At 28.8% G+C, this 19,386-nt stretch carries 16 protein-coding genes; 12 read left to right on the forward strand and 4 right to left on the reverse strand.

Annotated elements, in window-relative coordinates:
- Positions 1–3 precede the first annotated feature (3 nt).
- From BN854_RS02765 to BN854_RS02775, 3 genes are all read left to right on the forward strand, one after another.
- Positions 4–624: a hypothetical protein gene (locus BN854_RS02765; protein WP_026657645.1), complete on the forward strand. Its 621-nt coding sequence runs from the start codon at positions 4–6 to the stop codon at positions 622–624.
- Positions 621–2,858, forward strand: a complete 2,238-nt coding sequence (locus BN854_RS02770) for a hypothetical protein (RefSeq protein WP_026657651.1) — start codon at positions 621–623, stop codon at positions 2,856–2,858. The genes BN854_RS02765 and BN854_RS02770 overlap by 4 nt, the downstream gene beginning before the upstream one ends.
- Before the next feature lie 225 nt (positions 2,859–3,083).
- Positions 3,084–4,607 carry a diguanylate cyclase domain-containing protein gene (locus tag BN854_RS02775; protein WP_026657657.1) on the forward strand — a complete coding sequence of 508 codons (1,524 nt, stop codon included), beginning with the start codon at positions 3,084–3,086 and terminating at the stop codon, positions 4,605–4,607.
- A gap of 32 nt (positions 4,608–4,639) precedes the next feature.
- Here the strand turns inward: BN854_RS02775 and BN854_RS02780 are convergent, their stop codons facing one another.
- Genes BN854_RS02780 through BN854_RS02790 form a run of 3 tightly spaced genes read right to left on the reverse strand, consistent with a single transcriptional unit; the run spans position 4,640 to position 6,859 of the window.
- A complete protein-coding gene (locus tag BN854_RS02780) occupies positions 4,640–5,461 on the reverse strand; it encodes a MetQ/NlpA family ABC transporter substrate-binding protein (protein WP_026657664.1) in 822 nt (273 codons plus the stop codon).
- Between the two features lie 20 nt (positions 5,462–5,481).
- Positions 5,482–6,147 (reverse strand): ABC transporter permease subunit, encoded by a 666-nt coding sequence (locus tag BN854_RS02785; RefSeq protein WP_026657672.1) that lies wholly within the window; start codon positions 6,145–6,147, stop codon positions 5,482–5,484.
- Positions 6,137–6,859 carry a methionine ABC transporter ATP-binding protein gene (locus BN854_RS02790; protein WP_026657679.1) on the reverse strand — a complete coding sequence of 241 codons (723 nt, stop codon included), beginning with the start codon at positions 6,857–6,859 and terminating at the stop codon, positions 6,137–6,139. Before BN854_RS02790 ends, BN854_RS02785 begins: the two co-directional genes overlap by 11 nt.
- Positions 6,860–7,018: 159 nt before the next feature.
- On the opposite strand from BN854_RS02790, the gene BN854_RS02795 reads away from it, so the two are divergent.
- Together BN854_RS02795 and BN854_RS02800 are read left to right on the forward strand one after the other, a co-directional pair.
- Positions 7,019–8,275 (forward strand): AAA family ATPase, encoded by a 1,257-nt coding sequence (locus BN854_RS02795; protein WP_026657683.1) that lies wholly within the window; start codon positions 7,019–7,021, stop codon positions 8,273–8,275.
- 11 nt (positions 8,276–8,286) lie between these two features.
- Positions 8,287–8,691, forward strand: a complete 405-nt coding sequence (locus BN854_RS02800; protein ID WP_026657689.1) for a ribonuclease H family protein — start codon at positions 8,287–8,289, stop codon at positions 8,689–8,691.
- 44 nt (positions 8,692–8,735) lie between these two features.
- On the opposite strand, the gene pepT is transcribed toward BN854_RS02800, so the two are convergent.
- Positions 8,736–9,950, reverse strand: a complete 1,215-nt coding sequence (gene pepT / locus BN854_RS02805; protein WP_026657695.1) for a peptidase T — start codon at positions 9,948–9,950, stop codon at positions 8,736–8,738.
- A gap of 99 nt (positions 9,951–10,049) precedes the next feature.
- On the opposite strand from pepT, the gene BN854_RS02810 reads away from it, so the two are divergent.
- From BN854_RS02810 to BN854_RS02840, 7 genes are all read left to right on the forward strand, one after another.
- On the forward strand, positions 10,050–11,357 hold the full coding sequence (locus BN854_RS02810; RefSeq protein ID WP_026657698.1) for an aldehyde dehydrogenase family protein: 1,308 nt from the start codon (positions 10,050–10,052) through the stop codon (positions 11,355–11,357).
- 108 nt (positions 11,358–11,465) lie between these two features.
- The gene (locus BN854_RS02815; protein WP_026657704.1) at positions 11,466–13,226 is read left to right on the forward strand and encodes an ABC transporter ATP-binding protein; all 1,761 of its coding nucleotides are present in this window, start codon (positions 11,466–11,468) and stop codon (positions 13,224–13,226) included.
- Positions 13,216–15,012, forward strand: a complete 1,797-nt coding sequence (locus BN854_RS02820) for an ABC transporter ATP-binding protein (protein ID WP_026657711.1) — start codon at positions 13,216–13,218, stop codon at positions 15,010–15,012. Before BN854_RS02815 ends, BN854_RS02820 begins: the two co-directional genes overlap by 11 nt.
- Before the next feature lie 20 nt (positions 15,013–15,032).
- Positions 15,033–16,418, forward strand: coding sequence for a TldD/PmbA family protein (locus BN854_RS02825; protein WP_026657718.1), 1,386 nt, complete (start codon positions 15,033–15,035; stop codon positions 16,416–16,418).
- A complete protein-coding gene (locus BN854_RS02830) occupies positions 16,418–17,725 on the forward strand; it encodes a TldD/PmbA family protein (protein WP_026657724.1) in 1,308 nt (435 codons plus the stop codon). Before BN854_RS02825 ends, BN854_RS02830 begins: the two co-directional genes overlap by 1 nt.
- A gap of 51 nt (positions 17,726–17,776) precedes the next feature.
- Complete coding sequence (locus BN854_RS02835) at positions 17,777–18,646, forward strand: DegV family protein (protein WP_026657731.1); 870 nt, start codon at positions 17,777–17,779, stop codon at positions 18,644–18,646.
- Positions 18,646–19,374 carry an NYN domain-containing protein gene (locus BN854_RS02840; protein WP_026657738.1) on the forward strand — a complete coding sequence of 243 codons (729 nt, stop codon included), beginning with the start codon at positions 18,646–18,648 and terminating at the stop codon, positions 19,372–19,374. Before BN854_RS02835 ends, BN854_RS02840 begins: the two co-directional genes overlap by 1 nt.
- The last annotated feature ends 12 nt before the right edge of the window (positions 19,375–19,386 follow it).

A 19,386-nucleotide genomic window follows, 5' to 3' on the forward strand; every position in this document is an offset into this window, starting at 1 on the left:
GATATGAAAAAAACATTTATCTTATTAACAAGTTTACTATTCTTAGTACTAAGTATGTCAGTATCAGTTTTTGCTTGGTTTACTAAGGTAGAGTCAAACGGTTCAACTAGTATTTCAGGAAGTGTTGAAAATGGCGTTAGAATTGATGTTACGCAAGAATTTGAAGGTATTTTTGATAATGTTACTTATAAACATTTAGTTTATGTAAATGAAAAAGAACTAGAAGAAAATAGTAATTTTATTTCAGGATTAGCAACTGAAGTGCACATTAAAGTTAAAAATCAGTCTCATTTAGAGACAACAGTTTTTCTAGATTTAGTTGTAAAAAAAGAAGAACCAAATGCAAGACCATCAGGTCCACAAGAAGGATTAGTTTATTTAGTACACAGTGAAAACACATCATATATATTAGATAATCTTTCAAATAAAAATAAAGATTTAAAAATGGTTGAAAAAATTAATGAATATAATTATGCAGGAATTAAATTAAAGCCTGAAGAAGAAAAAGAAATTACAATAGCTGTTTGGGGTAACCATACACAACTTCAAGAAGAATATAAAACAATCTATCATTCCCTTGTTTACCGTACCATTCTTAAAGTTACAGGAGGTATTGCCAAATGAGAAAATTAACTTTTTTAATGATTGCTGGACTACTTTTATTATTAACATCTATTGGTGTTTTTGCGTGGTTTGTAATTAAACCGCTAGAATATAGTATTATGTTACAAAGTGAAAATTTAATGGAAACTAAAATGACAGTTACTATTAAAGATGAAATGGTTGTTTATAATAATGAAAAAAATTATGATGAAAATCACTATGCAGTCATTATTAATTCTAAAGAAGAACTTGAAAGTTTGAAAGTTGACTTTACTGTCAGTGCATTTACTAACCTTTATGTGAAAGTTAAGGTTGTAACTGAATGGTTTATTAATGATAAAGTCATTCACTCAAACTCAAATATTAATTATGATATAGCAAACCCAATCTATGAAACTAAAACTAATGAGACTGAAACTCCATTAAAGATCAATGAAATAGAAAACATTGACCAGTATGGGAACCATTATTATAAAGATATGGTGAATAAAAATACTTCAATGGCTTTTCCTTTTATCACAAAAGCCACACTAGATAATGAAAATGCATTTAATAATGGGGCAAAACTAAGATTTAGTTTAATTGTTTCAGGGATACAAGCAAATAGAAAAGAAGCTTGGGGGACTGTTAATGCTAAAGAGCTTAGCTTTAGCGAAGATCAAATAATAGATGTAAAAGTAAAGTTTAAAGGTATTTCTACACCATATGATGCGGTTGTTATTAATTTTTGTAATAAGGCAGATTTAAAAAACACGCAATACATATGGACTGATAAAATTAAAAATAAAAGAATTGAACTTACAAATGGAACATATCACCTACATTTAGAAATCCCTAACTTTTTAGATTTTACTTATCAAATTGAAAATAATATATTATCTTTAACAATCAGTTATACAAAAAATGTTACAGAAGAAAACTGGGCTCAAGAACATATTGTTTATAGCCCTAGTATAGTCAATCTTTGGGATAGCGAAACTCAATATAAGTCAAAAGATATTGTTTACTACGAAGATGATAAAGGTAAAATAACATACTGGAAGGCACTAACTGATAGCAGAGGTGCTAACCCAACTACGACTAGCTGGGCTTGGGCTAGTATGGAAAGAAAATGGCAATCTAATATAGTATATGATGTTGGAACTATTGTCTATTATAAAGATGCTTTCTGGCAAAGTGAGCAAAAAAATGCATCGGAGCCTGGAAAATCACATCAATGGACTAGATTAGATAAAACTTGGAGTATTTATAATCAAGAAAATAGATACTACAAAAAAGGTGATTACATTATAAAGGGAAAAGAACTTTACGTTCTAACAGCTGATAATTATGGTGGCAACCCTGAAGATGAATGGTCAAACTGGTTTCATGTGACAACCCAATGGAAACAGGCAAGATACGCTAAATACGATATTGTTGAGCATAATGGAAATTTATGGATATCAATTAAAGATGATAACAGAGTTAATATTGATGAGCAAAGTGGAAATGGTTGGAGAAAACTAGATAATAACTTTGAGTTTGTACAGTTTAATACATACAAAGAATTTGACATTGTGAAATATGAAAATCAATATTACATAGCAAGTAATAATGTATGGGGAGAACCTAGTATTTTAGATTATAAAGGGTTTATTTACCTGAACTTGAATCAAGCAAATGTATACGATATAAATACTAACTATCAAAAATTCCAAGTAGTATCTTATGAGGTAAATCAAACTAAAAAATATTTTGTATCACTTGAAGACTCTAATCAAACTGAACCAACTCAATCATACAAATGGAAAGAAATAACATCAGAGTATAGTCCTTATACACAATATAAAGAGTTTGATTTTGTTAACTATAATAATCTTACATATGTTTGGGTTTATGATACCCCATCTAGCAAAAATGATATACCTGGTGTTTCTTATGGTTGGAAGGTTGCTACTCAAACATGGAACCCAATTAATAACTATAGAAATAACTTAGAACAAACGATTTTCAGTTATATTTATGAAGATAATAAATGGTGGGTTTGGACTGGAAAAGATAATACAAGAAGTACATTAAGACCAGGAATCATTGGTAGTAACTGGCAAGAATTAACCGAATATTGGAGAATATATAACGAATATAAAAAAGGTGATAAAGTTATTTTTGATGGCTCTTTCTGGGAAGCATTAGAAGATCCAGGTAAAGTTGGCCCAGGAAATGACTTTACTATTTGGAAAGAATATAAGATAGAATGGAACCCAAATAGACCTTAAAATAAGTTTAAATAAAACTTTCCTTTAGATGCTAAAAATCTAAATAAGGAGAGTTTTTTTATAAATTTGTAAAAAACAAAAAAATATCTAAATAAAATAAAATAATAGCTGACACAGATAGCTAAATTACTATTGACTCATAATGTTAATGAAATAAAATGCATACTTATATGTTATAATTATATATACATTAGAAGATGAAAAGATATAACAATGGGTGAATGAATGAAAAAAATTTTTCAAATTTCTGAAGAGTTAATAAAAAAGAATTACATTTTTTTAAGTGAAAATCAGATGCCACAAATAGTTGTTGATAAGAAGAAAAAAAAGATAGTTTGGATCAATACACAAGCTTTGTTTCTTTTTAAAGAAAGCCAAAATATTGATGAAAACAATCTCAATGTATCAGACATCAGTGAACACTTGGCTCAATCAATTGATAACAATGATTCAGTCAGTATTTTTGAATACCAAAAAGAGAAGTATGTAGGGACTTTCATCTATACTAAAGATGAAAACTATCCTTATATGCTCATACTTATAGAAAAAAATGATTCAAAAATAGATTTAGACTTTTTGAAACAAAGATATGAAACAACAAGTGAAATGCTAATTATGTTAGATAAGAACTTTAATCCGATTGACTATTCAAAAGCTTTTTTAGACCTTTTTGAAAAAGAAGTTTGGGATGATTTTTATATATTTTTAGATGGAAATTTAGAAGTTAAAAAAGTAAAAGAATGTGGTGTTAAGCACAACCAAACTGAAAGAGTTTTAAAGAAAACTAAAAAAGGCAATTTAGTCATTTTAAACAAAAGAGTGTCTATGCTAAAAGTTGATAATAACCTGATAGGATATTTATTAGACTATGAATATCAAAGCGAAGATATCTTCGGATATCAAGATGGATCAACTTTTAGAGAAATTATAAATAACATTGTTGATGGTGTCTTAATATCTTCTAAAGATCATATTACACTTTGGGTCAATGATTCTATTACCAGAATGAGTGGCTATACAGCAAATGAACTTATAGGAACCAAAGTTGGGAAAATGAAGTCTAACCTACACGACAGTCAGTTTTACAAAAGAATGTGGGAAAAACTTGATTCAGGAAATTCTTGGGAAGGTACGATTTGGAATAAACGTAAAACAGGAGAAACTTTTCCTCTATGGCTTCAAATCATGCCTGTTAGGAATAATAAGAATCAAATTTCACACTATGTAGCTATTTATAAAGACTTATCAGAGTTTGATTCACCTAATAAGAGTTTATTATTAGCCTTAGAAAAAGATCCTTTAACAAGCATTTCTAATAGAACTAACTTTATAAGAGCCGTTACTAACCTTTTAGAAACTAAGAAACAAAAAGGGACTATTTTATTTATTGATATGGATAACTTTAAAGAAATTAATGATAACTACGGTCATTTAATTGGTGATAAAGTCTTATTAGAGCTTTCAGCCAGATTGACCCAAGTATATTCTAATAACTTAGTTGCTAGATATGGTGGCGATGAGTTTATTGTCTATCTAGAAAATGTCTATGAAAAAGATGATGTATTAGATAATCTATTAAAATTACATCGAATTACAAAAGAAATAGTTATGATAGATACCATAGAGTTTCAAATTGATTTAAGTGCAGGCTATGCCACACACGATGAACAAGAGACAGATATCCTTAGATTAATCAAAGAAGCGGATGCGTCTATGTATGAAATTAAACGTGAGAAAAAGAATTTATAAAAAAAGGGACCTTAATAGTCCCTTTCGTTTTATTAAAATGCTGGAGTGCTTGCCCAAGCGTAATTATCAATTAAGAATTGTCTTACTTTATCTGATTTTAAATGTTTTTCTAGTAATTGAATTTTATTACTATTTCTGTTGTCTTCACGAGCAACTAATGAAATACCAAATTCTTTTGAAGTATCATCAAGTTCTTCTCCAAATAAGATTTCTTTTTCTAAATCAAGTTTTGAAGCTTTAATATAAGTTGGATACATAATTGCTAGACTATTTCTTTGATCTTCATTATATAAAGTAGGAGCAGTCACAATTGAATGAATTGTAAAAGTTAATCCTTTATGATTAATTGTAGAAGAAGCTTTAACTTGATCTAAAGTTACTTCTAGAGGATTTAAACCTTCTAAGTTAAGTAATCCTGCTTGTGACAATAGATAGATTGATCTAGTAATATTTGCACTATCACTTGGGATGATAATATCAGTGCCATTTGGAACTTCAGCGATAGTTTTATAATTCTTTGAATATAAAGAGAAGTTAGAATAATAAATAGGCATTACTTTAACTAACTTAGCATTATTAGCTTTATTGAAGTCTTCCATAAAGAATTTATGTTGGATCATATTAGCATCTAAATCTTTATCTTGTAAAAGTTTATTTTGGGCTGCATATCCCATTTTTTTAACTTCAACTTTGATGCCATCTTTTTTTAAATCATCTTTGATGAGTTCGATTAAATCACCCATAGGGTAAAAATCTACACCAATTGTCAAGGTGTTTTCTTTTGAATCCTTATTACATGCTACTAATAGAACAGCGAATACTGCTGTAAAAATAACTGATAAAACTTTTTTCATAATTGTTTTCCTCTTTTCATTTATCTTTTATCAATTTTTCGTGCAATTAAGTTACCAACTGCTTGTGTTACTTGTACTAATATGATCATGACAATAATAATTATCCACATTAAGTCATATTTAAAATTAGCAAAACCTTCTCTAATAGCCAGATCACCTAATCCACCACCACCAATAGTTCCCATAACAGTTGAATATGAGAGTAAACTTACTAAAGTAGAAGTGAAATTTAAAACAATGTTTGAGCGAGATTCTTTAAACAAGAAATCTTTAAAGTATGAAATTTTTGAAGCACCTAACATATAAGAGGTTTCGTAAGTTTCATTTTTAACATCAAGAAAAGACTGCTCAGCTAGTCTAGCAAAAGTTGCTAAACCAATTAAAGTTAAAGGCACTTTAGAAGCATTTGCCCCAAATCCGGTACCTACGATAAAGCGATTAAAAGGGATGAGTATAATAATAAAGAGTATAAAAGGGACAGATCTAATGGTATTAACAAAAGAAGAGAAGATAAAGTAAATGATTTTATTTTCATAAATTCCTTTGGGTCTAGTTGAGAATAAGATGATTGCGACAAGTAAACCTAAAACGAAAGAAAAGATTGCAGAAAAGAATATCATATCTGCTGTTTCTCCTAGGGATTCTAGAAGGATACTGCCATATTTTTCTATTAGATTATTCAGCATGATTAAATGCCTCTAAGTATGAAATGGGTTTAAACTCACTTATTTTATTTGTGATAATATTTTCTATACGACCATTTTCTAGAATAGCTATCTTATTACACATAGATTTAATCACTGATATATCATGTGAAACTAGGATGATAGTTGTATGGAATTCTTCGTTGATTTTTTTTAGAAGAGAAAGAATTTCAAACGTAGTTTTTTCATCTAAGGCAGAAGTTGGTTCATCACAAAAAATAATTTGTGGCTGAGTAATAATTGCACGAGCAATCGCAACTCTTTGTTTCTGGCCTCCAGATAATGTTCTTATAAACTCGTTAGAAAAATTTTCTAAACCAACAAAACCTAATACCTCTTTAGCCTTTTGTAGTCTTTCTAATTTCGAAACTTTTCTTAATTTTAATGGTAAGGCAACATTTTCCAAAACAGTTAAGTTAGAAAGTAAATTGAAATGTTGAAAAATCATTGATGTTTCACGTACAATAGCATACTTAGTTGTAGGAGTAAGTTGTTTATCTTGAATGACAATACTGCCACTATCTGGTGACATAAACCCTGTTAAAATTCTAAGAAGGGTTGATTTACCAGAACCTGTTGGACCTACGAGTCCAAAGATATCTTTTTTTTCAATCATAAGATTAATATCATCTAAAACTAAAACTTTTTCTTTGTTAGTTATAAAATATTTTGTTATACCGTTTAGTTCGATCATTGTTACACCTCTTTTAACACGTATATTATATGTAAAAAGTATGATAAACCCAATGTAAACACATTTTTTTATAACAATAAACGATTAAAACGATTTTTAAATAGAAAAAACGGCACATCAATGATAAAATAGTTTATATCAAACGAAAAAGGTGATTTTATGATTGCTAAAATAACATTTGAAAATTTGTTATCTATTAAAAATAAACAAACCATAGATTATTTATCTTCTAAAGAAAAAAAGCATTTGAACCATATAGAAAACTATCATACTACTAGATTACTTAAAAATAAAATTATCATTGGTAAGAATGATACAGGTAAAACTAATTTTATTAAAATAATGTTTTATTTAAAAAAAATATATGAAGATGGTCTTAATGTACTACCAAAAGATTTCTATTATGGACAACAAAAAAAAGAATTAAGTTTAATTGAAATAGAGTTTTTTATTCATCAAAGACAATATCAATACGGCATTTCTTTTAACATAGACTCAAAAGAAATTGGTGAAGAATATTTATATGAGTTTAAACAAGAAAGAAAAAATAAAAAATTTCACTTTAATAGAAAAGAAGTTAACTCAGATGTCTTTTCTAAAGACTTAAATGCAGATGCTAAAGATAGATTACAAGCTTATTTATACGATCTTAAATATGATAGAAAGAATCTTTTAATCAATAAAATGAAAGATAAGTACATTGAAGATTATAAAGAATTATACTTTTTTAATGATGTAATAGAATTTTTTGAAAACATTACAGTCTATTTGAAACAAGATCCTTACTTATTTGGGCATTTTTCATACCATCAGCAACATAAGATTATCTTGCAGTTAAAAGAACTTGATATCCCGATTCAACAGATGAAGTATGAAGAAACACAACTAGATACAATCAGGGTACAACTCGGGCGCCATCAATATGATAAATGGCTAGAATATGTTACAACCCTTAAATACAAGCATGAAAAAAAAGATGAATTTGTTTTTTTAATGTATGATAACTTATATAGAATTATTTTTGTTGATCAAGATAATTTTAAAGTGTATTTAACTAAAATAAATAAAGAAAATAAGCAATATGATTTTAATGAATTATCATCTGGATATCGTCAAATTTTGATGTATCTGATGTTTTTTACATCAAGTAGTAGAATCTATTTATTTATAGATGACTTTGGTTTAAACGGGCATCCTACATTAATTAAGAAGCTGCTAGAAAAAAATCTTTCTAAGATTACCCAATTAACAATTACAACCCACAATCTTTTATTACTAGATAACGAATTACTAAGAAAAGATGAACTCATGTTGATTACAAAAACAGAATTAGAAAGTAAATATGAGTCATTTGAAACTTTTAATATTAGAAGTGATAAGAATTTATTTAAGTGGTATTTAGAAGAAAAAATTTAAGGAATGATACAATGGAAGAAATTATAATATATACAGATGGTGCCTGCTCTAATAATCAAGATACAAAAAAGTCTGTTGGTGGATGGGCTTACTTACTCATATATAAAGGTAGTAAAAAAACAAATAGTGGTAAAGCATATCAAACAACTAATAATAGAATGGAAATAAAGGCGATTATAGAAGCTTTAAAGGCAATTAAAAAACCAACTATTAAAACTAAAGTTCACTCTGACAGTTCATATGTTATTAATACAGTAACACTAGGGTGGAAAAAAAATAAGAACCATGATTTATGGGAAGAACTAGAAGAACAAATCAACAGATTCTCAAATATAGAATTTATAAAAGTTAAAGGACATGATACCAATGAGTATAATAATTTAGTAGATCAATTAGCAGTTGAAATGACAAAATAAAAAGGTGGACTTTGTATAAATTAATACAAAGATCACCTTATTTATTATTTAACAGATAATTTTGCTAGTTCAACTAACACTTTAAAAGCTTTTTCCATTTGATTAATAGAAGCGAATTCTAATCTACCGTGGAAATGATAAGCACCAGTCCCTAAGTTAGGACAAATTAACCCATCATAAGTTAATCTTGAACCATCTGTTCCACCTCTAATAGGCTCAACGATAGGAACTAAGCCAGTAGAAATAATTGCCTTTTTAGCAAGATCTACCACATACATATGATCTTTTAAAATATCATACATATTATAATAACTATCTTTAATTTCTACATCAATGACTTTTGAACCATATTTTTCATTTAAGTATTTTGCGATAGTTAGAAAATCATTTTTTTGCTTAGCAAATAATTCTTTATCATGATTTCTAATAATATAGCGGCTGACAGCTTTTTCTACTTCACCATCTAAACTGCTTAAGTGATTAAACCCTTCATAGTTTTCAGTATAAGCAGGGTTTAAAAATACAGGTAACATTTGATGGAATTCCATCGCTAAATGTAATGCATTAATTAACTTGTTTTTAGCAGATCCTGGGTGAATACTATTACCAGTAAAAGTTACTTTAGCGCTTGCGGCATTAAAGTTTTCATATTCAATTCCACCTACTTCACTACCATCAGCAGTATAAGCAAAATCAGCTTTAAACCAGTCATGATTAAAGTGATCAGCACCTCTACCAATTTCTTCATCAGGAGTGAAACAAATATAAATATCACCATGTTCGATATCTTTATTTTCAACTAAGAAATGAGCCATTTCCATAATTTCTGCAACCCCAGATTTATCATCAGCGCCTAATAAAGTATTACCATCTGTAACAATAATATCTTCACCAATTACTTTTAATAAACTTGGATAGCGTTCAGGATCCATATTATAAGTTTCATTAAGGGTGATTAGAGAACCATCATAATTTTTGATAATACGAGGAGATACATTTTCACCAGGTGCATCAGGAGATGTATCTACATGAGAGATAAACCCAATAGAATAAGTATCTTTTGTTGTATTTTTAGGTAGTTTACTATAAACATAACCAAGGTCATCTATAAATGCCTCTAAGCCCATTTCTTGTAGCTCAGCTACTAAAATATTACTTAAATTCTTTTGTTTTGAAGTTGAGGGAACAGTTTCTGAAAATGGATCTGACTGTGTATCAACTTTAACATATTTTATAAAACGATCAATTAATCTAGACATTAAAAATTCCTCCATTTTTAATATTATAACGCAAAAGTTTAAATAGTGAAAGAATATCGTAAAGATGATATAATTTAAATAGATAGGAAGTGTTTACAAATGAGTGAATATCATATACGAATCACACAAATAAAAAAACTTAGAAAAATTATTTTAGAAAAAGAATTAGATATTAAAGAAGCCTTATATAAAGATTTAGGAAAATCATATGAAGAAAGTTACATGACTGAAATAGGACCTGTCTTAAGTGAAATATCAATTACCTTAAGAAAACTTAAAAAATGGATGAAGCCTAAAAAAGTTAGAACATCTTTATTAACCTTTCCTTCAAAGGCTTATGAAATTCCAGAAAAATACGGAAAGGTTTTAATTATTGGCCCTTGGAATTACCCATTTCAATTGATCTTTTCACCACTTGTTGGCGCAATTTCTGCAGGGAATGATGTTGTTGTTAAACCTTCTGAATATTCAGTTTACACTCAAAATATAATTGTTGAAATCATAAAAGAAGTATTTGAAACAAATAAAGTAGATGTCAAAACAGGAGACTATAAAGTATCTGAAGAACTACTTAATCAACGCTTTGATTATATCTTTTTTACGGGAAGCGAAAAAGTAGGAAAAATTGTGATGCAAAAAGCCGCGAACTATTTAACACCGGTTACCTTAGAACTTGGTGGTAAAAGCCCTGCAATCATAGATAATGTTAAAAATATGGAATTAGCTGCTAGAAGAATTGCCTTTGGAAAATTAATCAATGCAGGTCAAACATGTATTGCCCCAGACTATCTTTTAATTAAAGAAGAAGATAAGGCACAATTTATTCACTATTATAAAATAGCTGTAGAACAATTTTATGGTAAGGAACCTTTAAAAGCGATTCATTACCCTAAAATTATTAATACACAACACCATAATAGATTAACGCAGTTGATGGAAGGAGAAACTATTTTATTTGGAGGAAACTCTAATGAAAGTAAAATTAGCCCAACTATCCTTGAGATAACAGAAGATAGTCCTATTATGAAAGAAGAGATATTTGGGCCCATCTTACCAATTATGACATATAATAATTTAAATGAGGCTATCAGTTATATTAATAAAAATGAAAAACCACTGGCTTTATATATGTTTTCAGATATTAAAAAGAATATTGATGAAGTGGTTAACAACACCAGTTTTGGGGGCGCAACCATTAATGATACATTAATGCACTTTACAAATGAAAACCTAGGCTTTGGTGGTGTGGGCTATAGTGGCATGGGAAAATATCACGGTAAACATAGCTTTGATACTTTCAGCCATTATAAACCAGTTTTAGTAAGAAAAAATTGGTTAGATATTAAATTAAGATATTTACCAATTAAAAGAAAAGCAGAAAAAACAATCAAAACAATCTTAAAATAAAGATAAAGTGAGATGAAGTCAAATTCATCTCGTTTTTTATAACAAATGATACTATCAAAAAGTATATAAATAAGATATAATAAATAGATATAGAAGTGAGGTATAGACATGATATTTGGGAAACATTTTGGTAAATACTATATTAAATTTGGAATTTATTTTTTACTTGGAATTGGTGTACTAATTACATTAGATTGGCTTCAATTAGAGATTCCATTAAAATTAAGCAGTATTATTGATAATTTTGATGGACAAATTGATAAAGCATTTATCTATCAAACAGCCGCTGAAATTATGATTTTAGTTTCAATTATTGCTGTAGGGCGCTTTTTATGGAGATATTTATTATTTGGAACATCTAGAAAAATAGAGTTTGATCTAAGAGAAAAGATGTTTAATCATGCGACTAAATTGTCACAAGATTACTACAGCCAAGAAAAAATTGGCGGACTGATGACTTATTTCACAAATGATTTAGAAGCTGTAAGACAAGTTTATGGCATGGGACTTTTAAGTTTAGTAGATGGTTTATGTTTAACATCCTTTGTTATTTATAGAATGGCAGTAATGAATTTAGTAATGACGTTACTATCAGCCATCCCTTTATTATTAGTATCTGTTTATATGATTTTAGTAAGAAAGAGAATTGAACTTAAGTTTAAAATTAGACAAGAAGCATTTGAAAAACTAAGTGATGTTACACAAGAAAGTTTTACAGGTATTAGTGTTATAAAAGCTTATGTGAAAGAAACTAAAGAAGCTTTATTATTTAAAAACTTAAGTAATGACTTAAAAAATAAAAATTTATCTTATATTAAATTAATGACTAAAATCAATGTAGCAATCAGTTTTACCTTATCATTAGTCATTATTACTATTTTAACAATCGGATCATTTTTATTGATTCAATCTAAAATGACACCAGGGGAATTAACAGCCTATACAACATTCTTTTTTACATTGATGTGGCCAATTATGGCACTCTCACAATTCATGTCCATTAATAGCCAAGGTCAAGCCTCAGCTAAACGTGTTAAAGCATTTTTAAATAAAGAAATTACCGTTTGTGATGCAGATGATATTTTTAATGAAGAGTTAGACCTAACTGGAGAAATAACAGTTAAAAATTTAACGTTTACTTATCCAGATGGAGATAGCCCAGTTTTAAAGAATGTGAGTTTTAAGATTCATAAAGGACAAATGGTCGGTGTACTTGGAAGAACTGGTTCTGGTAAGTCTAGTTTAGTAGATTTATTTTTAAGAGTGCATAACGCACCTAAAGAAAGTATTTACTTTGATCAATACGATATGATGAACTTACCAATAAAAGGCGTTAGAAATTTAGTGGGTTATGTTCCTCAAGATAACTTTTTATTTTCAGATACCATTTTAAATAATATTGAATTTTCATCTAGTAACCCAAGTATAGATAACGCAGTTAAGGCAGCTAAGTTATCAGATGTTTATGATAACATTATGGAATTTAGTGAACAATTTGAAACAGTATTAGGAGAACGCGGTGTTACAGTATCAGGTGGACAAAAACAACGAATTTCAATTGCTCGTGCAATTGCTAAAGATCCTCAAATATTAATATTAGATGATTCTGTTTCAGCAGTGGATACTAAAACAGAAGAAGCTATTATTAGTAATCTTCACCAAATTAGAAAAAATAAAACAACTATTTTTATTGCACATAGAATATCAACAGTTAAAAACATGGATCAAATTATTGTCTTAGATAAAGGCGAAATCAGTGCTATTGGAACACATAAAGAATTACTTAAAACATCCGCTTTATATCAAGATATGGTTCATAGACAAGAATTAGAACAAATGGTACAGGAGGGCATGGATAATGAAAAGTAATTTAGATGAAGATTTTAAAAAAACAAACACTAATGATAAAAAGTTACTTCAAAAAACCTTAAGATACATTAAACCCTACAAAAAACAATTTATTAGTGCCTTTATCTTTATGGCAATGACCGTTTTACTAGATTTATTATTTCCTTTCTTATCAGGCCTAGCAATAGATGTTATGTCTAATCAAACGATAACAACCAATCAAAAATACTTAATTTTAGTGATTGCCACAGTTATCTTAGTAATTGTAGTTCTGATTACTCAAGTTGTTGCTTACTACCAACAAGTAATTTTACAAAAAATAGGATTCGATATTACAGATACAATTAGACAAGAAGTTTTTATTCATATTGAAAAACTTGCGATAGGTCAAATTAATGAAATACCTATTGGAAAACTTGTAACAAGAGCGACAAATGACCCTAATGCAATTAGTGATATGTATACGAATGTCATTATCAATCTGATTAGAAATATTGTTTATTTAGTTGTTATCTTAATCACACTTTATGTCATTAATTGGCTTATGGCTTTAGTTGTGACAGCTTTACTCCCTTTCATTCTTATCTCTGCAATATTATTTAAAAACTTTTCTAGAAAAGCCTACAGAAATGTTAGAACTAATGTTACTAATGTTAACGCTTTTTTATCAGAAAACTTATCTGGGATGAAAGTTACTCAAATCTTTAACCAAGAAAATAAAAAAATTAATGAATTTAGAAAAAGAAATAAAGAACTAACAAAAAGTTATATGACAGAAATTTATATATTTGGGATATTTAGACCCTTTATATATTTCCTTGCGATGTCAGGAACTGTCTTAACAATCATTGTTGGACAAAATGCTATTGAAAATGGCTTAATTACAGTAGGATCATTTGTTACATTTTATTTATTAGTAGGTCAATTTTTTGAACCTATCCAACAAATGTCAGAACAATTTAATGCCTTACAAAGTGGATTTGCAAGTAGTGAAAAAGTATTTGATGTTCTAGAAACAGAACCTGATATTACAGATGAAATCGATGCAATTAACCTAGAATCATTTAAAGGACATATTGAATTTAAAAATGTATGGTTCTATTATGAAAATGAAAATTGGATTTTAAAAGATGTCTCATTTGAAGTTAAACCCTCAGAAACAGTTGCCTTTGTAGGTTCAACAGGATCAGGAAAATCTACTATACTAGGATTAATTGTCAGAAACTATGATATTCAAAAAGGGCAAATTCTAATTGATGGCATAGATATTAAACATATTACTAGAAGTTCATTAAGAAGACAAATTGGACAAATGTTACAAGATGTGTTCTTATTTAGTGGAAGTATTTATGAAAACATCAATCTAAAAGATGAAAATATTACTTTAGAAGATGCTAAAAAAGCAAGTGAATATGTTGGAGCAGATACATTTATTAATGAACTTGAAGGACAATACGACTATAAAGTATTAGAAAGAGGAAATAATTTTTCTTCTGGACAAAGACAACTTATTTCATTTGCACGAGCAGTAGCTTATAAACCAAGTTTAATGATTCTAGATGAAGCAACCGCTAATATTGATAGTGAAACAGAAAATCTCATCCAAGAGTCATTAAAGAAAATGATGAATATTTCAACTATGTTAATTGTTGCCCACAGATTATCAACAATTCAACACAGTGATAAAATCATTGTGATGCAAAAAGGTGAAATTAAAGAAATGGGTAACCATCAACAATTATTAAAGAAAAAAGGTATTTATCACGGGCTATATCAATTACAATTTGATAAGAGTCAAGAAAAGTAAAAATTGAAAGGAAGAACAATATGTTAACTAAAATTGAGTTACAGGAAATACTGAATCAAGCCTTAACAACAGGTGCTGATTTTGCAGAAATTTTTATAGAAGATAGTAAAAATCAAAGTATCGCTGTTATAGGGAAAGAAATCACAGGAGCATCCAGTTCAGATATTCATGGTGTTGGAGTAAGAATCATATTAGGCATCGATGAAGTTTATGGATTTACTAATAAGGTTACATATCAGTCAGTTTTAGATTTAGCTAATAATCTTAAAGCTTCATTTAATGGAAAAACAAGAAAGGCAATACCTCTTGGAGAGAAAAAACCTTTTAAATATACTATTAAAAAACCAATGAGATCTATTCCTAAAGAAACTAAAGCTTTAAAACTTGTTTCTCTTTCAAAAATTATGCAAGATGCTTCGGAAAAAATTACACAAACAGTTGTTAGATTGATAGAAAAAGAACAAAAAGTACTAATTGCCAATACAAACGGGATATACCAAGATGATATAAGAACATATACCAGATGTACCATGATGGCAGTTGCAAAAGATCAAGATAAGATGCAAGAAGCATTTGAAGGTCCAGGGCGTCATATGGGTTATGAACTATTTGATGTGATAGACTTTGATACAATTGCAAAAGAAACTGCTTTAAAAGCAGTGGCACTACTAGATGCTAAAGACATGGTTCCACAAGTTTTACCAGTAGTAATCCATAATGGATTTGGAGGCGTTATTTTCCATGAGGCATGTGGCCATCCACTTGAGGCAACTGCTATTGCTAAAGGGTTATCTCCATTTGTTGGTAAAATTGGTGAAAAAGTAGCAAGTTCAATTGTTACTGCATATGATGATGGAACGATTGAAGATGCCTGGGGAAGCCTTAACTTTGATGATGAAGGAAAAGCAACTCAAAAAAATCTTCTTATAGAAAATGGTATTCTAAAAGGATATTTAGTTGATTATAGAAATGGTAAAAAAATGAATGCTGAATCAACTGGATCAGCAAGAAGACAATCTTATAAATACAGCCCAACATCACGTATGAACTCTACTTATATCGCACCAGGAAAAGATACTTTAGAAGAAATTATTAAAGATACTAAATATGGTTTATTTGCTAAATCATTAGGTGGCGGTACCGTACAACCTGCAACAGGAGAATTTAACTTTGTTGTAACAGAAGGTTATATGATTGAAGATGGTAAGTTAACAACACCTGTTAAAGGCGCAATGCTAATTGGTCAAGGTGGAGAAATTCTTCATAAGATTGATAAAGTTGCTAATAATTTAGAATTAGGTCAAGGTATGTGTGGTTCTATATCAGGAAGTATTCCAGTTGATGTAGGACAACCTACAATCAGAGTAAGCGAAATGACTGTTGGTGGATCTGGAGGTAAAAACTAATGTATCAAGAATGGATAAAAAAAGGATTAGAAAAAGGAATTACAGATTTAGAAATTCATGCAGTAGAATCAAAAAGTCTTAAATTATCTTTATATGAAGGTAAAATTGATCAACACGTAAAAAGTGATATTTTAGCTGCCAGTATCAAAGGCATTTATAATGATAAAATGTCAACAGTTAGTTTTGAGAACTTAAATAATGATAATATTGACTATATGTTAGAAGAATTAATTTCTAATGCTAAAGTTGTTACAGTCGATGAACCTGCCATTATTTATGAAGGATCAAAAAAATATCCAGTAATAAAAGAAAATACATTTGATTTTGATACTATTTCAATTAATGAAAAAATTCAATTGTTAAAAACGTTAGAAAGTAAAATCAAAGAAAATAAATATGTTAAACAAGTACAAAATACAGTTTATGTAGAATCAGCAGTGAAAAAAGTCATCATCAATTCAAAAGGACTTAATTTAACTTCTAAAAATAGTGTTGCCTATAGTTATGCAGTTGGAGTATTTGAAAAAGATAATGATATTCAAACAGCATATAAAATGACTTTAGCAAAAACTTTTTCAGATTTTGATGCAGAAAAACAAGCTTTTGAAACTATTCAAAGAGGTGTTAAAAAAGTAGGTGGAGTACCTTTAGAAACTGGTTCATATCCTGTTGTTTTTTCTACTGAAACGTTTGCTGAAATGATAGAGTCATTTAGTGGTATCTTTAACGGTGAGGCTGCCTATAGAAATTTAACAGCTTTAAAAGATAAAGAAAAACAAAAAATTGCCTCTGAAAAAATAACATTGATCGACGACCCTCTAACTGAAAATGCATACTTCCAATATACCTTTGATGATGAAGGGGTTGCTTGTAAGACTAAAAATATTATTAAAGATGGTGTATTTGAAGGCTTCATTCATAACTTAAAAACGGCTAAAATTTTTAATGTAGAACCAACTGGTAATGGATTTTCAGGTGGGACATCATTAAGTAACTGTTATTTAGTTCCAGGTATGAGAAGTTTTGATGAAATGATATCTAGTATTGATAATGGTTTATACGTTACAGATTTAGTAGGAAGTCATGCAGGTATTCAAGAAATTAGTGGAGAATTTAGTTTACAAGCAAGTGGCTTTAGAATTGAAAATGGTCAAGTAACAACTCCAGTTAAAATGATTGTTATTTCAGGTAATTTCTTTAAAATGATTAATGAAGTAGAAGAAATTGCTAATGATTTAGAATTTCAATTATCTGGATTTGGAAGCCCATCTGTTTACATTAAACAATTAATGGTTGGTGGAAAGTAGTATTTTTGGTAAAATAGATGTAAAGAAGTTTCAACTAATAAGGAGAAAAGTATGTCAAAGTTTAGAATAATAACAGATTCAACTACTGATCTACCACATGATTTAGCAGAAGAATTACAATTAGAGGTATTACCTTTAAAATTTTATTTAAATAATAAAGAATATAAAAATTACTTAGATAATAGAGAATTAGACCCAAAAGTATTTTATAAAGAAGTTTTAAATGGGGCTCAACCAACAACATCACAAGTAAACGCAGATGAGTTTAAAGATAAAATGGAACCCTTCTTAAAAAATGGTGAAGATCTTTTAGTTTTAGCTTTCTCAAGTGCACTATCTGGTACATACAATAGTGCTAGAATTGCTTGTGATGAATTAAAAGAACTTTATCCTGAAAGAAAAATTATGTTGATTGATACAAAGTCAGCATCACTAGGTGAAGGTTTAATTGTTACTCTAGCAGCACGAAAAAGACTTGAAGGAAAAACAATTGAAGAAACATATGACTATGTCTTAGAAACTCTTCCTAATATATGTCACTGGTTTACCGTAGATGATATTAAGCATTTAAGACGCGGAGGAAGAATTTCAGCTGTAAGTTCATTTGTGGCCCAAACATTAAACATCAAACCAGTATTATATACCGATAACGAAGGAAGATTAATTCCAAGAACTAAATCTATCGGTAGAAAAAAAGCGCTTAAAACACTAGTTGAAAAAATGGAAGAAAGAGCACTTAAAGGACCTCAAACAGTCTATATTGGTCATGGGGATTCTATAGAAGATGTTAATTACTTAGTAGACTTAATCAAAGAAAAATTTGAGATTAAAGAATTAGTTATTAATACAATAGGACCTGTTGTAGGTTCACATACTGGACAAGGCGTTATTGCATTATTCTTCTTAGGAGAATATCGTTAATGAAAGAACGAGATTATAAAATTGCTTTATTAATAGATGCTGATAATATTTCAGCAAGCTATCTTGATATTATTATGAATGAAGCAAACAAACATGGGAAAATAACTTATACAAGAATTTATGGAGACTGGTCAGAAGAAAGATTAAAAGCATGGAAAGAACATGCTAATAAATATAGTTTAACCTATGTTCAACAATATGCTAATCTTTCTAATAAAGGTAATGTGTCAGATTTTACTTTAGTAATAGATGCTATGGATATTTTATATAGCAATAAAGCAGATGCTTTTTGTATTGTATCTTCTGATTCAGACTTTACGAAACTTGTCATTAGATTAAAAGAAGACAACATGTATGTAATTGGAATGGGAGAATCTAAAACCCCTGAGGTTTTAGTTAACTCATTTGAAAGATTTTATTATCTTGACAAGATTTCTGGTGAACAACAAAAAACTAACAAAAATAACAATGGACATTCTCAAATAACAGACAAAGAAACAATCATTAATTCTTTAAAAGAAATTATTAAAGAAAATGAAGAAGAAAATGGTTGGGCTTATTGGAGCTTAGTAGCAGATCAACTACGAAAAAAATACCCAGGGTTTGATCCTATTAACTATGGAGAAAGAATGAAGGCTCTAACTTTCTTTAAAAGAATAGAGTTATTTGAAGTAAGTAACAAAGAAAAAGTTGCATATATTAGAATTAGACCTAAAAATAAAAAATAATTTTTTAGTACT

Source organism: Alteracholeplasma palmae J233 (assembly GCF_000968055.1).
Taxonomy (GTDB): Bacteria; Bacillota_I; Bacilli_A; order Acholeplasmatales; family Acholeplasmataceae; genus Alteracholeplasma; species Alteracholeplasma palmae.

What these genes read in the sequence shown, in the direction of transcription:
- BN854_RS02765 (WP_026657645.1), top strand. Translation starts at nt 4, where the DNA reads ATGAAAAAAACATTTATCTTATTAACAAGTTTACTATTCTTAGTACTA.
- BN854_RS02770 (WP_026657651.1), top strand. Translation starts at nt 621, where the DNA reads ATGAGAAAATTAACTTTTTTAATGATTGCTGGACTACTTTTATTATTA.
- BN854_RS02775 (WP_026657657.1), top strand. Translation starts at nt 3,084, where the DNA reads ATGAAAAAAATTTTTCAAATTTCTGAAGAGTTAATAAAAAAGAATTAC.
- BN854_RS02780 (WP_026657664.1), bottom strand. Translation starts at nt 5,461, where the DNA reads ATGAAAAAAGTTTTATCAGTTATTTTTACAGCAGTATTCGCTGTTCTA.
- BN854_RS02785 (WP_026657672.1), bottom strand. Translation starts at nt 6,147, where the DNA reads ATGCTGAATAATCTAATAGAAAAATATGGCAGTATCCTTCTAGAATCC.
- BN854_RS02790 (WP_026657679.1), bottom strand. Translation starts at nt 6,859, where the DNA reads ATGATCGAACTAAACGGTATAACAAAATATTTTATAACTAACAAAGAA.
- BN854_RS02795 (WP_026657683.1), top strand. Translation starts at nt 7,019, where the DNA reads ATGATTGCTAAAATAACATTTGAAAATTTGTTATCTATTAAAAATAAA.
- BN854_RS02800 (WP_026657689.1), top strand. Translation starts at nt 8,287, where the DNA reads ATGGAAGAAATTATAATATATACAGATGGTGCCTGCTCTAATAATCAA.
- pepT (WP_026657695.1), bottom strand. Translation starts at nt 9,950, where the DNA reads ATGTCTAGATTAATTGATCGTTTTATAAAATATGTTAAAGTTGATACA.
- BN854_RS02810 (WP_026657698.1), top strand. Translation starts at nt 10,050, where the DNA reads ATGAGTGAATATCATATACGAATCACACAAATAAAAAAACTTAGAAAA.
- BN854_RS02815 (WP_026657704.1), top strand. Translation starts at nt 11,466, where the DNA reads ATGATATTTGGGAAACATTTTGGTAAATACTATATTAAATTTGGAATT.
- BN854_RS02820 (WP_026657711.1), top strand. Translation starts at nt 13,216, where the DNA reads ATGAAAAGTAATTTAGATGAAGATTTTAAAAAAACAAACACTAATGAT.
- BN854_RS02825 (WP_026657718.1), top strand. Translation starts at nt 15,033, where the DNA reads ATGTTAACTAAAATTGAGTTACAGGAAATACTGAATCAAGCCTTAACA.
- BN854_RS02830 (WP_026657724.1), top strand. Translation starts at nt 16,418, where the DNA reads ATGTATCAAGAATGGATAAAAAAAGGATTAGAAAAAGGAATTACAGAT.
- BN854_RS02835 (WP_026657731.1), top strand. Translation starts at nt 17,777, where the DNA reads ATGTCAAAGTTTAGAATAATAACAGATTCAACTACTGATCTACCACAT.
- BN854_RS02840 (WP_026657738.1), top strand. Translation starts at nt 18,646, where the DNA reads ATGAAAGAACGAGATTATAAAATTGCTTTATTAATAGATGCTGATAAT.